This is a genomic window from Pseudomonas sp. F01002, from assembly GCF_004402115.1.
In the GTDB taxonomy this organism is placed as follows: Bacteria; Pseudomonadota; Gammaproteobacteria; order Pseudomonadales; family Pseudomonadaceae; genus Aquipseudomonas; species Aquipseudomonas frigoris.
On the sequence record NZ_SOPU01000023.1, the window covers coordinates 180,188 to 193,369 of the forward strand.

Annotated in this window: 15 protein-coding genes; 7 read left to right on the top strand and 8 right to left on the bottom strand. The window is 59.5% G+C overall.

Annotated features, from left to right (window positions below):
• A partial coding sequence (locus E3W21_RS19945; protein ID WP_134421705.1) for a hypothetical protein occupies positions 1 to 897 on the bottom strand: 897 nt, incomplete at its 3' end.
• A 263-nt stretch (positions 898 to 1,160) separates the two neighbouring features.
• Here E3W21_RS19945 and E3W21_RS19950 point away from each other — a divergent pair.
• Positions 1,161 to 1,661 carry a hypothetical protein gene (locus tag E3W21_RS19950; RefSeq protein WP_134421575.1) on the top strand — a complete coding sequence of 167 codons (501 nt, stop codon included), beginning with the start codon at positions 1,161 to 1,163 and terminating at the stop codon, positions 1,659 to 1,661.
• 51 nt (positions 1,662 to 1,712) lie between these two features.
• Here E3W21_RS19950 and E3W21_RS19955 read toward each other — a convergent pair whose 3' ends face one another.
• Both E3W21_RS19955 and E3W21_RS19960 read right to left on the bottom strand, forming a co-directional pair.
• Entirely contained in the window at positions 1,713 to 2,195 is a 483-nt protein-coding gene (locus E3W21_RS19955) for a DUF934 domain-containing protein (RefSeq protein ID WP_134421576.1), read from the bottom strand.
• Positions 2,192 to 3,865 (bottom strand): nitrite/sulfite reductase, encoded by a 1,674-nt coding sequence (locus E3W21_RS19960; RefSeq protein WP_134421577.1) that lies wholly within the window; start codon positions 3,863 to 3,865, stop codon positions 2,192 to 2,194. The genes E3W21_RS19955 and E3W21_RS19960 overlap by 4 nt, the downstream gene beginning before the upstream one ends.
• Before the next feature lie 445 nt (positions 3,866 to 4,310).
• Between E3W21_RS19960 and ccoN the strand changes: the two genes are divergently transcribed.
• On the top strand, positions 4,311 to 5,738 hold the full coding sequence (gene ccoN, locus E3W21_RS19970) for a cytochrome-c oxidase, cbb3-type subunit I (protein ID WP_134421578.1): 1,428 nt from the start codon (positions 4,311 to 4,313) through the stop codon (positions 5,736 to 5,738).
• A 15-nt stretch (positions 5,739 to 5,753) separates the two neighbouring features.
• Complete coding sequence (locus tag E3W21_RS19975; RefSeq protein ID WP_134421579.1) at positions 5,754 to 5,975, top strand: cbb3-type cytochrome c oxidase subunit 3; 222 nt, start codon at positions 5,754 to 5,756, stop codon at positions 5,973 to 5,975.
• Positions 5,976 to 6,119: 144 nt separating this feature from the next.
• On the opposite strand, the gene E3W21_RS19985 is transcribed toward E3W21_RS19975, so the two are convergent.
• Together E3W21_RS19985 and E3W21_RS19990 are read right to left on the bottom strand one after the other, a co-directional pair.
• Entirely contained in the window at positions 6,120 to 6,614 is a 495-nt protein-coding gene (locus E3W21_RS19985; RefSeq protein ID WP_134421580.1) for a hypothetical protein, read from the bottom strand.
• Between the two features lie 69 nt (positions 6,615 to 6,683).
• Positions 6,684 to 7,460 (bottom strand): AraC family transcriptional regulator, encoded by a 777-nt coding sequence (locus E3W21_RS19990; RefSeq protein ID WP_129443858.1) that lies wholly within the window; start codon positions 7,458 to 7,460, stop codon positions 6,684 to 6,686.
• A gap of 93 nt (positions 7,461 to 7,553) precedes the next feature.
• Between E3W21_RS19990 and E3W21_RS19995 the strand changes: the two genes are divergently transcribed.
• Positions 7,554 to 8,246: an aspartate/glutamate racemase family protein gene (locus E3W21_RS19995; protein ID WP_134421581.1), complete on the top strand. Its 693-nt coding sequence runs from the start codon at positions 7,554 to 7,556 to the stop codon at positions 8,244 to 8,246.
• Between the two features lies 1 nt (position 8,247).
• Here the strand turns inward: E3W21_RS19995 and E3W21_RS20000 are convergent, their stop codons facing one another.
• From E3W21_RS20000 to E3W21_RS20010, 3 genes are all read right to left on the bottom strand, one after another.
• Entirely contained in the window at positions 8,248 to 8,769 is a 522-nt protein-coding gene (locus E3W21_RS20000; protein ID WP_134421582.1) for a GNAT family N-acetyltransferase, read from the bottom strand.
• A gap of 202 nt (positions 8,770 to 8,971) precedes the next feature.
• Positions 8,972 to 9,952, bottom strand: a complete 981-nt coding sequence (locus E3W21_RS20005; protein WP_134421583.1) for a LysR family transcriptional regulator — start codon at positions 9,950 to 9,952, stop codon at positions 8,972 to 8,974.
• A gap of 87 nt (positions 9,953 to 10,039) precedes the next feature.
• Complete coding sequence (locus tag E3W21_RS20010; RefSeq protein ID WP_134421584.1) at positions 10,040 to 10,480, bottom strand: carboxymuconolactone decarboxylase family protein; 441 nt, start codon at positions 10,478 to 10,480, stop codon at positions 10,040 to 10,042.
• A gap of 207 nt (positions 10,481 to 10,687) precedes the next feature.
• Here E3W21_RS20010 and E3W21_RS20015 point away from each other — a divergent pair, with 207 nt between their 5' ends.
• The 3 genes from E3W21_RS20015 to E3W21_RS20025 all read left to right on the top strand — a co-directional run bounded on the left by E3W21_RS20015 (position 10,688) and on the right by E3W21_RS20025 (position 13,132).
• Positions 10,688 to 12,115, top strand: a complete 1,428-nt coding sequence (locus E3W21_RS20015) for a PLP-dependent aminotransferase family protein (RefSeq protein WP_134421585.1) — start codon at positions 10,688 to 10,690, stop codon at positions 12,113 to 12,115.
• Between the two features lie 123 nt (positions 12,116 to 12,238).
• The gene (locus tag E3W21_RS20020; RefSeq protein ID WP_008150809.1) at positions 12,239 to 12,532 is read left to right on the top strand and encodes a putative quinol monooxygenase; all 294 of its coding nucleotides are present in this window, start codon (positions 12,239 to 12,241) and stop codon (positions 12,530 to 12,532) included.
• A 189-nt stretch (positions 12,533 to 12,721) separates the two neighbouring features.
• Complete coding sequence (locus E3W21_RS20025) at positions 12,722 to 13,132, top strand: cupin domain-containing protein (protein WP_134421586.1); 411 nt, start codon at positions 12,722 to 12,724, stop codon at positions 13,130 to 13,132.
• Positions 13,133 to 13,182: the final 50 nt, after the last annotated feature.

Below are 13,182 nucleotides of genomic sequence, written 5' to 3' on the forward strand. Positions count from 1 at the left end.
CGTCCCCACCAGTAAAATCGCCGCGCCGAACAGGAAGTCGATGTTGTACAGCTGAAAGTCCTGCAACGGCCCGACCAGAAACACCCGGATCGCCCCGATACTCACCAGCGTGGCGAGAAAATCGATGCCCGGCTCGTCGCGATAAAACACATGCATCAGCGGCAGGCAAATCACCAGCAGCAACAGCAAGACGATCACTTTGAACGAGCCTTTGCGCTCGACGCTGAACGCACATTCGTTGACGGCGTAAGGCTTGTAATCCTCGTCACGCACCAACGCGTTTTTCTCGTTGATGTACTCGGCCCGGTTGTACTTCTGAATGGGTGTAAAGGTGTTCGACATCTCCATCACCGTGGTGATGTGGCGAAAGCGCAAGTCGATGCGCTCATTGCCCTTGAGGTAATACAGCACCGGTTTGTAGCCGTAGCGGTAGGTGTCGAAGGGAAACTCGCTGGCGCGTCCCTGTACGCCGATCGGTCGCGGCTCCAGCTCCGCGTAGGCACTTTTGTTGTCTGAGGCGAGGTTACGGCTCAGGGGTTTGATCCTGACCTGTTCGAGAAAAATCGGCGTGGCGCCGTAGGACCATTGCAGTGGTTCCAGGCGCAAGCGCAGCTCGTTTCGGCCCAGGTCGTAGCGGTTGAAAGTGCGCTCGGAAACAATCACCGCGCCGCTGAGCAGGAACTCGCCACGCAGGTTGTTGGTGATGCGCAGGGTCAACTGATCCTTGCCCAGCGACAGCGCATCGGCGGCCGGTGGCGTGCCGCACCAGGCATAACTGTCGAACGCACCACCCAACTGCCCGCCGCGGTTTTCCTGGAACACATAAAAGTAACCGCCCCACAGGGTCAACATCAGCAGAAACGCGGTTAACCCTAAAATCTTCTTGCCCACACTCAAACCAGACTCCTTTCGGTACGACTTCCTTATGAAATGCGGACTCTACCAAAGTGCCATCATCGACCCAAGTACAAATGCCTTGCGCCACCACACACCATTTCCCAAGGCGTGCGACTACACCGAATTAATTTAAATTCTGGATGATGGCTCACTGCCATTAGTGCTAGAGTCCGCGCCGGGCAGTCAGCCCCCAATACTCACAACGAGGGCGACATGAAGCGTACCTCGGCCAATGACGGCAATCCCGGTCTCAAGGATCATCAATGAAAGCTCTCCGCACGCTGTTCACCGTTACAGCCCTGACCGCCACACTGCTGACTTCGGGCTGTGCAAGCATCGTAGGCGACAGCAAATACCCAGTGAACGTGTCGAGCACTCCAAGCGGTGCCGACTTCACCATCAAGAACAAGGACGGAGTCGTCGTTCATAACGGTTCCACACCCAATACCGTTACCCTGCCTTCAGGTCGGGGCTACTTCAAAGGTGAGGCCTACACCATCACCTTTAAGAAAGAAGGTTATGCCGATACCAGCGCTACGCTGGAAACAAGCATGAGTGGCTGGTATTGGGGCAACCTGTTGTTGGGTGGGTTGATTGGCATGCTCGTTGTCGATCCACTCACTGGCGCGATGTACAAACTTCCCGCCGATGCTGCGGGCAATCTCGGCAGCCCACTGCCTGGTGAAGCGCCAAAAAGCCTGACACTGCTCGAAATTGATCAGCTTTCTCCAAGCGATCGAGCTGCTCTGGTCCGCATCAACTGACAGCGCTCGGCGCATCCAGCTCTACAGGATGCGCCGTCCTCACCGGGGTTTCTACTGACGCCGTCGAAACAATGGCCGCGGCTCAATCACCGAACGCCCATACAGCACACTCATCCCGGCCAGCCCCTTGAGCGCATCTTCAACCGACTTGTCCTCACGCACCGCAAAGCTGTCGAACCCGCATTGGCGCATGTGGCTAAGTTGATCGCGCAGTACGTCGCCGACCGCGCGCAACTCGCCCGTCCAGCCCAATCGAGTGCGCAGCAAGTACGCCTGGCTGTAACCGCGACCATCACGGAAACTCGGAAAGTCCAGGGCGATCAGCGGCAGGTGTGAAAACCACGGCTTGAGGCTGTCCACTTCATCGTCCGGCCCCAACCACACACCCTTTTGCGGTGGACCTTCAAGCCAGCGGGCCAACGGCAGAATCACTGCACCCGCCGGCCATTCATCGTTGACATCCCTGACCAGAGTCCATGGATCATCAGCGACAATCCGCGCCACACCCTCCTCCAGCCGCAGCAAATTGTTCATGCCGACACCTCCAACAGCTTCGGATAGACCTGCTCTTTGAACGGTTCCAGACCGATGCGCTGCAACGTGTCGACGAACACTTCCTCACTCTCGCGGTAATTGACGAACGTGGCGATGATCCGCTCGATCACCCCGGGCACTTCGGCGGCGCTGAAGGACGGGCCGATGACTTTGCCCAATGCGCTGTTCTTGCCCTGAGCCCCGCCGAGGGTGATCTGGTACCACTCGCTGCCGTTCTTATCGACCCCCAGAATGCCGATGTTGCCGATGTGGTGGTGGCCGCAGGCGTTCATGCAGCCGGAGATGTTCAGGCTGATGTCGCCCAGATCATGCAGATAGTCGAGGTCTTCGAAGCGTGCCTGAATCGCTTGCGCGATAGGGATCGACTTGGCATTGGCCAGCGCGCAGAAGTCGCCGCCGGGGCAGGCGATGATGTCGGTCAGCAAACCGATGTTGGCGCAGCCCAGGCCCTGTTCGCAGGCGCGGCACCAGATCGTGTAGAGCTCAGCCTTGGGCACGTCGGGCAACACAATGTTCTGTTCATGGGCGATGCGAATTTCGCCAAAACCGAACTGCTCGGACCAGTCGGCCACCGCCTCCATTTGCTCGGCCGTAACATCACCCGGCGGTGAGGCGATGCCCGGTTTGGTCGACAGCACCACGCTGGCGTAACCCGGCACTTTGTGTGGCTGAACGTTGCGCGACACCCAACGGGCGAAGGCCGGGTTTTCGGACAGGCGTGTGCCGAAATCGAGGTCGGTGTCCGCCAGAGCGCGGTAATCCGGTGGCACAAAGGCGCTGGCCACGCGCTCATATTCGACGTTGGTCAACTGCGCCGGGCCGTCCTTGAGGTACTGCCACTCCCCCTCCACTTCCCGGGCAAAGGCTTCGATGCCCAGCGCCTTGACCAGAATCTTGATCCGCGCCTTGTACTTGTTGTCGCGCCGACCGTGGCGGTTGTAGACCCGCAGCACCGCTTCGACGTAGGACAGCAGGTGTTGCCACGGCAACCCTTCGCGAATCTGCAAACCAAGGATCGGCGTGCGCCCCAACCCTCCGCCGACGATGACCCGCAGCAGCATTTGCCCGTCGGTTCCCGGGGAAAGATAGAGGCCGATGTCATGCATCATGATCGCCGCCCGGTCCTGTTCCGCCGAGCAGATGGCGATCTTGAACTTGCGCGGCAGGAACAGGAATTCCGGGTTGATGGTCGACCATTGCCGCAGGACTTCCGTCAGCGGTCGTGGGTCGATCATTTCGTCCGCCGCCGCCCCGGCAAAGGCTTCGGTGGTGATGTTGCGCACACAGTTGCCGGAGGTCTGGATCGCGTGCATTTCCACTTGCGCCAGGCGCTCGAGAATGTCCGGCACCTGGGCCAGTTCGATCCAGTTGAACTGCATGTTCTGCCGGGTGGTGAAGTGGCCGTAGCCACGATCGTAATCCCGGGCGATGCTCGCCAGCGTACGCATTTGCGGCGCGCTTAACGTGCCGTAAGGAATCGCCACCCGCAGCATGTAGGCGTGCTTTTGCATGTACAGGCCGTTTTGTAAACGCAGCGGCAGGAATTCTTCTTCGCTCAACTCATCCGCCATGAAGCGTTCGATCTGATCGCGAAACTGCGCGACCCGCTCAAAGACCAGAGCCCGGTCATAGTCATCGTACTGATACATGTGGCTACCTCATCAGGATTGATCGGGCTCTGCACAACCCCTGTGGGAGCGAACTGTGGTGAGGGGATTTATCCCCGTTGGGTCGCGAAGCGGCCCCCGCGTCCGTTCAGACAGACCGGTTTGTCCGGATTGACGACTGCTTCGCAGCCGAACGGGGATAAATCCCCTCACCACAGGTCGCTCCCACAGGAATTTCAGTGAGCTTGAAGCTCTATGGCCCGTTTTCTTGAGGCGACTATGGACCTGCGACGCAGTGCGTTACAGATTCAGCTGAACGCTAAAAAACCGTATCAGGTTGTGGCAGATGGCCGCAGGGTTACCTCAAATCTGATCCGCATAAATGACTATTTTCTGAGTCTGGTTTGTTTCCGGTGGGGTTTCTACAGTGCACGACATGCCAGTCCGGGTGGCCTGGCAAGACTTTGCAACCGTGGAAGCATTGACCATGAGCACAGCAACAATCGGACAGGCCTATAACTACAAGGTCGTCCGCCAATTCGTCGTGGCAACCGTGGTATGGGGTGTCGTGGGGATGGCGATGGGGGTGTGGATCGCCTCGCAACTGGTGTGGCCGCAGATGAACCTCGACCTGCCGTGGACCACCTTCGGCCGCTTGCGCCCGCTGCACACCAGCCTGGTGATTTTCGGCTTTGCTGGCAGCGCGCAATTCGCCGCCAGTTACTACGCGGTGCAGCGCACCTGCCAGGTGCGGCTGTTTTCGGACAAGCTCGCGGCATTCACCTTTTGGGGCTGGCAGTCGGTAATCGTGGTGATGCTGATCACCCTGCCGCTGGGCTACACCACCACCAAGGAATACGCCGAGATCGAATTTTCCGGCGCGGTGTGGATGACGGTGGTCTGGGTCGCTTACGCCATCGTGTTTTTCACCACCGTGGTGCAACGCAAGACCAAACACATCTACGTCGGCAATTGGTTCTTCGGCGCGTTCATTGTGGTGATCGCCATGTTGCACGTGGTCAATCACCTGGCGATTCCGGTGGACTGGTTCAAGTCTTATCCGGTGTATTCCGGGGCGACCGACGCCATGGTGCAATGGTGGTACGGGCACAACGCAGTGGGTTTCTTCCTGACCACCGGGTTCCTCGGGATGATGTACTACTTCGTGCCAAAACAGGTCGGGCGACCGGTGTATTCCTATCGGCTGTCGATCGTGCACTTCTGGGCGCTGATCACCCTATACATCTGGGCCGGCCCGCACCACTTGCATTACACCGCGCTGCCGGATTGGGCGCAGTCGCTCGGCATGGCCATGTCGCTGATCCTGCTGGCACCGAGCTGGGGCGGAATGATCAACGGCATGATGACCCTCTCGGGTGCCTGGCATAAATTGCGCACCGACCCGATCCTGCGCTTTTTGGTGTTGTCCCTGGCCTTCTACGGGATGTCGACTTTCGAAGGGCCGATGATGGCGATCAAGACGGTCAACGCCCTCTCCCACTACACCGACTGGACCATCGGCCACGTCCACGCTGGCGCTCTGGGTTGGGTGGCAATGATCACCTTCGGCTCGCTGTACCACATGGTCCCGAAAGTCTTCGGTCGCGAGCAGATGTACAGCACACCGCTGATCAACCTGCACTTCTGGCTGGCGACCATCGGCACCGTGCTGTACATCGCCTCGATGTGGGTCAACGGCATCACCCAGGGCCTGATGTGGCGGGCGATCAACGACGACGGCACGCTGACCTACTCCTTCGTCGAAGCCTTGCAGGCCAGCCATCCAGGGTTCGTGGTGCGCTTCGCCGGCGGGGTGTTCTTCCTCAGCGGCATGTTGCTGATGGCTTACAACGTCTGGCGCACAGTGCGGGTTTCAGACGTTGAAATGGCCCACCGCGAAGCGCAGATTGTCTGAGGCAAGGGGCTTGAGATGATTGAGGTCGTGCTGAATGTGTTGGGCGTCGCGGGGCTTTGGCTGGCGGTTGAATACTGCCTGAAACACCAGACGACAGAGAGTCTGGATGAAGCCAGTTTGATTCCGTTTGCCGATGACCCGGAGGTGGCGCGGCGGGTGGAATTGGCGACGGGCAAGCGTGTGAAGACGGTGGCGCCGGAAGAAGCGAAACCGGGTTGGGGCAACCTCGAAATTTGACGCAACGCAAATCCAATGTGGGAGCGGCGATGCGGCGATCCGACTTGCTCGCGAAGGCGGACTGTCATTCAACATTGATGTTGAATGTTATGGCCTCTTCGCGAGCAAGCCCGCTCCCACAGGGTATGTGTCAGGTCAGAGAGTTCAGCTGCGTTCGCGGGGAATCAGGCTCTGCAACTGCTGCGCCAAAAAGTTCGCATCGAACGCAAATGTATCCGGGTCTTTCAAGCCATTGGTCTTGCGCCATTGCCAGCTACTGGACGGTGGCAGGCACACCAGCGAAATGCTGCCGTAGCGCGCGGCCGTCAGGCCCATTACGGCCAGTGAAATCTGACCACCGGCACCCATCACATCCGGCACAAACTCCACCGGTTTACCGGCAATCACAATGGACAGCTTCTCGGTCTTGAAGGTTGACGTCTCGACCGGAATGCTCGGCCCCGAGGCGACATAGGCCTCGCGGCTCACCTCCAGCAGATTCGGCGCCTGGACCGGTTCCAGCCATTGCTGGATCTGATCGAACAGTTCACCAATGCGCGTCGCCCACACGGCCGATTGCGACTCGAACAGTTGCTTCTTGTGCGCTTCGCTTTCTGCGTAATGGCGAAGCATCTCACCCAGTTGCTGTACGTCGTCCATTGCGGTGTTCCTTTGTTGAAGCGGTGCTGCGGACTTTGAGCATGGCAGATGCGCGCTGCCGGCGTACGACTAAAAGCGTGAACGGTATTGGCTGGGGGTCATGGCCAGGTATTTGCGAAAGGCACTGCCCATGTGGGACTGATGGGCGAACCCCGCGTTCAGGGCGATGTCGGCCAGGGACAGGTCGGTGTGTTCGATCATCCGGCGTGCCGCCTGAAGCCGCACTTCAACGAGGTAAGCGTGGGGTGTCAGGCCGATGGCCCGGGTAAAGTCGCGCAGGAAGCGCAGCTCGTTTTGTCCGTAGGTGGCGGCCAATTGTTCCAGGGTCAGGGGTTCGTGGAACTGCTCGGCGATCTGATCCAGCACTTGGGTGAAAACCCTGGACGTGACACGTTGCGCGGTATTGGTCTTCGGGTTCATCAAACCAACGAATTCCACCGCCCTTTGCTCAAGCGCCAGCCTGTCCGGTTGCGGAGCGAGCAACAGACGCCGCAGTTCCCGGCCCAGCATCAGCGCGCGGCGATTGCCCGAAGACTGCACACGGCGGTCAACCGAGGGTAAACACTGATTAGCCAACGGCTCGTCCAGACGCATCAGCAGGTATTCGCCACCGCTGGCCGATTCGGAAAACACCTCCACGCCGACCGGGGTGTAAGCCAGTACGCCAGGCAAGGTGTCGAAATCCACCCGATGATCCGAATCGATGGCGTGCACGCCGTGTTGACGTTCCAGCGTCACCCCAAGGGTTTGCCACTGCACAGGGTCACGCGCGCTGTAAGCCGCACGGGGCAAAAGCTGCAAGCAGAGTCTGCCGCCCAGCAGCTCCTGGCTCAGCGCCGCTGGCATGTGAAATTTCCTGATAGATCGCGATGAAGAGCCACGGGTACTCTCAAAATAAGGGCATGCTCGAACAAGGGTTGCCATCAACAGGAGCACGACATGCGCATCATCGGCCTTATCGGCGGCATGAGCTGGGAGTCCAGCGCCGAGTATTACCGTCTCATCAACCAGCAAGTGCGCGACCGGCTCGGGCCGTTGCGTTCGGCGAAATTGCTAATGTACAGCGTCGACTTCGGCCCTGTCGAACAGGCCCAGCACGCCGGGCGCTGGGACGATGCCGCGGCGATTCTGGTAGATGCGGCAGAGCGGTTGCAGGCTGGCGGTGCCGATTGCGTGGTGCTGTGCACCAACACCATGCACAAAGTAGCCGGGCAGATTCAGGCAGCGATCAGTATTCCGTTTCTGCACATCGCCGACCCGGTCGGTCAGGCTGCCGTCGAGGCTGGCGCGCTGAAGATTGGATTGCTCGGCACAGCGTTCACCATGGAGCAGGACTTCCTCAAGGAGCGGCTGACCTCAATGGGGCTGACCGTACTGGTGCCGGAGGCCGATGAACGTCAGGCCGTCCACCGGATCATCTATGACGAGTTGTGCGTCGGGGTGGTCAGCGAGGCGTCACGCAAGGTGTATCAGCAAGTCATCGAATCGCTGACCATACGTGGCGCCCAGGCAATCATCCTCGGTTGCACGGAAATCGGCCTGTTGATCAAACCCGAACACAGCGCCCTGCCCTTGCTAGACACCACTGAACTGCATGCACAAGCGGCGGTGGCGTTCGCGTTGGGCGAGTGACTCAACCGGCCTTGGGTGTGCGACGCAGCCGCGCCATGCTCAAGGCGTCGACCCATCCGCCATCACGCACGGCGTAGTCGCGAAACAGCCCTTCGGTGTCGAAGCCGAACTTGCGATACAGCCCGATGGCAGCTTCGTTGTCGGCGTAGACCGAAAGCTCGAGCCGTTGCAGGTTCATCCAGTTGTCGGCGATGTCCAGCGCCGCCGCCAACAGCTTCGAGCCGATGCCCTTGCGCTGCCAGGCCACCGCGACGCCCATGCCGAGATTGCCGGCATGGCTGCGGCGGATCCGTGAAAACTGCTCCAGGCCAATATTGCCGATGACCATTCCTTGATGCAGCGCCACCAGCTGCACCACACGCTCATTGTCCGGCGCCAGGCGCTTACGCCAGACTTCGGGGGACTGAAACAGCATTTGCAGCACCTGCCGAGTAATGGCCGGGTCGTTGTAGAGCGCGGTAATGCTGTCGATGTGGGATTCGTTGAAACGTTCGAGGGTGATGACAGCTTCAGTGGCGGGCATGGGTGATTCATCCTTGAGACAGACATGGCCGCCCACTCTATACCGCGTACTTGCGACATGGCGAGAACCCATGTGGGAGCGAGCTTGGTCCGGGCGGCGATCCGACGATGGGGCCATCACATTCAACATTGATGTCGACTGTCCGGCCGCTATCGTCGGATCGCCGCCCGGACCAAGCACGCGCCCACATTTTGGACGGCGGTCACCCTCCGAACCACTCCCGCCTTTCATTGAAGGTGTTCTGGATCAGCTCGACGATCATCTGCACCTGCGCTGAACCCTCGGACTCGGCATTGACCGTCATCCACACCTCGCGCTGCATTGGTTGACTGAACAACCCCGGCAGTTCAATCAGGCCGCGGTCGAAGCGGCTGATGTATCCGGGCAGCAGGCCAATGCAGGCGCTGCAACGGATCATCTCCAGCATCAGCTCATAGGAATGCAACTGCACCACTCCGGCCAGGCGCTGGTCCACGAGGGTATTCCACGGCCGAAAACAGTCGACCTGACGGTCATGCTGCCATTGCACCAGCAGGAAATCCGCCAGGTCATCGAGGCTGTCAGGGCGGGACGCGACCCGTGAATAACGTTTGGCGATGTGGGGCAGATAGTCGAGCCGCGCCAAACGCCGAGGCTCGCTGACAGCAAAACTCGGGCCGGGCAGCGGTGAATCGGTGCCGGCCAGCCACAGCACCACATCGGCACTGACCGCTTGCAGGGACAGTTCACTGTCGAGGGTGATGATGTCCAGGCGCACGCTGGCGTTGCGCCGCAACAAGGCAACCAGATCGCGACCGAGAATGTCATGCAGGATCGATTCGGCGACGGCCAGGCGAATCAACGGCTGTTCGATCACCGGCAAGTCGCGCTCGTGGGCCAGGGCAATCAACTGCGATTGCAGCTGCAATCCGTCACGACTGAGGGCAACGCCATTCTCTGAGTGGCTGAACAGCGAGCACTGCAGTTGCGTTTCAAGCTGCGCCAATTGTTTGCGCAGCTGGGTGGCCTTGATGTTGAGGCTGCGGGCTGCCTGCATGAAACAGCCGCAACGGGCACTGACCCGAAAAGACTGCGCCAGCACCGGATCGATCCCTGCCGCCAGTGCGCGCCAGGATGAAGTCTTTTCAACGGGCGATCGGTACTCGGCAATTTGCTGACGATCCGTGGTTTCCATAAATGGCATCGCTGACTCCCTGTCGACCTGTCCTTGAAAGCCTCATCCTGCGCAGGGTTTATGAACCTGATGTGACACTCGGGGCGGAAAATCGATTCAGCCGCCAGGGGTTTGCCGGAAACTCACCGCCAGGCGATTCCAGCTGTTAATCGTGGTGACGGCGATGGTCAGGTCGACCATCTCGCCTTCGCTGAACTGCTCCCGGGCCTGCGCGTAGACGTCGTCCGGCACATGGTTTTCAGAGAGCAAGGTGACGGCTTCGGTCCAGGCCAGCGCCGCGCGTTCTCGCGCATTGAAGAAGCCGCTGTCGCGCCAGACCACGATCGAATACAACCGACGGTCAGTCTCGCCCAGGCGCCGGGCATCCACCGAGTGCATGTCGGTGCAGAAGGCGCAGCCATTGAGTTGCGAGGCTCGGATTTTGATCAAGTGCAGCAAGGCCGGCTCGATGCTGAGGTTGCTGGTCAAGGCCTCCATGGCAATCATCGCTTTCATCGCTTTGGGCGATGCGCTGTAGTAATCCAGGCGGGGGTTCATGGAGTGACCTCGTGGATCGAATGTGTGCCCCTCAAGGTAGGCGTTGATACGCAGGCGTTACAGATCCAATTCTGCGAAATACCCGTGGACCACTCAGGCACCAGACCAATCGGAGGTTTTTCGCCCACGCAACTTCTGCGCAGGCGCTCATGCGGGTAATCTGGCGCGACGCACACGCGCCTCAATCGCCCCAGGAGCCTCGCCGGTATGGAACTTCACGTTGTCATCAACGGCCGCAAGGACCTGGCAGGCCAGTTGTACAACCAACTGCGCAGCGCCATCGAATCCGGCCGTCTGGCAGCCGGGACACAACTACCGCCCAGTCGTTTACTCGCTGAACAATTGGGCATTTCGCGCAAGACCATTTCCGACACCTACACGCAACTGACCTACGAAAACTTCCTCACCGGGGTCATCGGCAAAGGCACCTACGTCAATGCCCGACCGGCGAAAATCACCCGTAAACAGAGCCATTCGGAGCTGGCCAGTGCCGAGGTCATCGAGTCCTGGCGCAACCTGCCGGTGTTCCTTCGCCATCCGACACTGGAAGGCTCGTTGCGCTACGACTTCATCGGCGGCGCCACTAGCAAGGGCCAGTTTCCCCAGGATGACTGGCGGCGCTGCACCGCTCATGCCTTGCGCCAAATCTCTGCGTCCAAGGGCTTCTACAGCCTGCCCGAAGGCCTGCCGGCGCTACGCAATGCGATCGCCCGGCACATCGCGTTTTCCCGCGGGGTCAATTGCCAGAACGAAGACGTGGTGGTGTGCAACGGCGCGCAACAGGCACTGGACCTGATCTCCCGGGTGCTCACCCGTCCCGGCAGCATTGTCGCCATGGAAGACCCCGGCTATCCGCCTGCACGCCTGTTGTTCGGTACCCACGGCGCCACGGTGATCGGCGTCCCGGTGGATGCGGAAGGCATTCAGGTGGACAAGATTCCCCTTGGCACCCGGCTGATCTATGTCACTCCGTCCCACCAGTTCCCGCTCGGCATGCCGATGAGCCAGGCGCGCCGGGTGGCGCTGCTGGAGCGGGCCCATGAGTTGGGCGCGATCATCATCGAGGATGATTACGACAGCGAATTCCGCTACGAAGGCCGGCCCACCGACTCGCTGCAAAGCATGGACGAACGCGTCGCCTACGTCGGGACCTTTTCGAAAACCCTGCTGCCGGAGCTGCGCCTGGGTTATGCGATCCTGCCGCCAGCGTTTCTCGAAGCGGTCATTCGCGCCAAGCAGCTCACCGATCTGCACACGTCCACCCTGCCCCAATGGGCGCTGGCCAAGTTCATCGCCGAAGGCTGTCTGCTCAAGCACATTCGGCGCTGCCATACGATTTATGCCGGGCGTCGTGAGCGGATCCTCGAGCGCATGGCCGGCGATCTTTCACCGTGGCTAGAGGCTGTCCCGACTACCGCCGGGTTCCACATGGTGGTTATGTGCAAAGTGTCTATCGATATTCCATTGGTGATTACACTTGCGAAAAAGGTCGAGGTCGGGGTGTATCCCATCGACAGTTTTTTCTATCAGCAAGCGCCGCAGGCCGGGCTTTTCCTCGGTTTTGGCGCCATCGAAACCCTCGACATCGACATCGCCCTGGACCGCCTGCGGGACATTTTGCAGCAGGTTGCCTGACGGATTGGTCTGCGTTTTTATCCCGCGATTGGCTATTGGTGGTCCAGGGATGCGGGCCTATCCTGCATAAGTGTTATCCCTCAATGAGCAGGATTCGTCCGGCCTGATTCAGGAGTGTGAGCAATGTCCAACGAAGTGATCAATACCGTTAAGGTGCAGGCCGCCGCCGGCCGCTCGGACGAACTGGGCAAGCAACTGCAAAAAATTGTCGATACCCTGCGCGAACTACCGGGCTGCGATTCCTATATGGTCGACCGCTGCCCCGAGGACGACAACCGCTGGACTGTCAGCGCCCGCTGGCAATCGGAAGCGGCCATGCAAATGCATTTCAACTGCCCTGAAGTACAAGGCTTTATCGGCCTGATCGACAGCCGTCTGGCCAACAGCGTCGACTTCAACAGCTTTCCTATCGTTTAGAAAATTAGGTCGCCGCCTTCGGCCACTCCTACAGGGCAATGGGTACCCCTGCAGGAGTGGCTGGAGGCGGCGATCTTGTTTTTTCAACGCGCATGATTGGTCCCCTCGCCTTCACGAAAATTGGCTGTTTGATTGGCCTTGGCCGAGACTTACTGTGGTCCCTGACGACTAACCAAGCAGGTGATACCCATGAAAGCCTTCCGCTACTGTGCTGCCCCCCTCGCCGCCCTCGCCCTGACCGTTTCCGCCTCGGCATTCGCCCACGACCCTTCGGAAAAAGTCACCATTCTGCAGGACGAAATGCTGCAAAACGTGCAGGGCAAAAAAGCGTTGATGATCGAAGTCGACTACAAACCCGGCCAATCGTCCATCGCCCACAAGCACGAGGGCACGGCCATGGCCTACGTCCTTTCGGGCTCGATCATTTCTCAAGTGAAGGGTCAAAAAGCGATCACCTACAAGGCCGGCGAATTCTGGTACGAACCGGCGGGATCGGAACATTTGGTCTCGAAAAATGCCAGCGCCACCAAACCTGCCAAACTCTTGGTGTTTATGGTGTTAGCGCCCGACGAAAAAGTATTGATCCCTTTGGAAAACTGATAGCTGTTGCGCCAGCCATAAATAAACAGGCTCGAACTAAGCATTCGGGC

Excerpts from the sequence above, each read along its gene's own strand:
- E3W21_RS19950 (WP_134421575.1), top strand. The coding sequence starts at position 1,161 with ATGAAAGCTCTCCGCACGCTGTTCACCGTTACAGCCCTGACCGCCACA.
- E3W21_RS19955 (WP_134421576.1), bottom strand. The coding sequence starts at position 2,195 with ATGAACAATTTGCTGCGGCTGGAGGAGGGTGTGGCGCGGATTGTCGCT.
- E3W21_RS19960 (WP_134421577.1), bottom strand. The coding sequence starts at position 3,865 with ATGTATCAGTACGATGACTATGACCGGGCTCTGGTCTTTGAGCGGGTC.
- ccoN (WP_134421578.1), top strand. The coding sequence starts at position 4,311 with ATGAGCACAGCAACAATCGGACAGGCCTATAACTACAAGGTCGTCCGC.
- E3W21_RS19975 (WP_134421579.1), top strand. The coding sequence starts at position 5,754 with ATGATTGAGGTCGTGCTGAATGTGTTGGGCGTCGCGGGGCTTTGGCTG.
- E3W21_RS19985 (WP_134421580.1), bottom strand. The coding sequence starts at position 6,614 with ATGGACGACGTACAGCAACTGGGTGAGATGCTTCGCCATTACGCAGAA.
- E3W21_RS19990 (WP_129443858.1), bottom strand. The coding sequence starts at position 7,460 with ATGCCAGCGGCGCTGAGCCAGGAGCTGCTGGGCGGCAGACTCTGCTTG.
- E3W21_RS19995 (WP_134421581.1), top strand. The coding sequence starts at position 7,554 with ATGCGCATCATCGGCCTTATCGGCGGCATGAGCTGGGAGTCCAGCGCC.
- E3W21_RS20000 (WP_134421582.1), bottom strand. The coding sequence starts at position 8,769 with ATGCCCGCCACTGAAGCTGTCATCACCCTCGAACGTTTCAACGAATCC.
- E3W21_RS20005 (WP_134421583.1), bottom strand. The coding sequence starts at position 9,952 with ATGCCATTTATGGAAACCACGGATCGTCAGCAAATTGCCGAGTACCGA.
- E3W21_RS20010 (WP_134421584.1), bottom strand. The coding sequence starts at position 10,480 with ATGAACCCCCGCCTGGATTACTACAGCGCATCGCCCAAAGCGATGAAA.
- E3W21_RS20015 (WP_134421585.1), top strand. The coding sequence starts at position 10,688 with ATGGAACTTCACGTTGTCATCAACGGCCGCAAGGACCTGGCAGGCCAG.
- E3W21_RS20020 (WP_008150809.1), top strand. The coding sequence starts at position 12,239 with ATGTCCAACGAAGTGATCAATACCGTTAAGGTGCAGGCCGCCGCCGGC.
- E3W21_RS20025 (WP_134421586.1), top strand. The coding sequence starts at position 12,722 with ATGAAAGCCTTCCGCTACTGTGCTGCCCCCCTCGCCGCCCTCGCCCTG.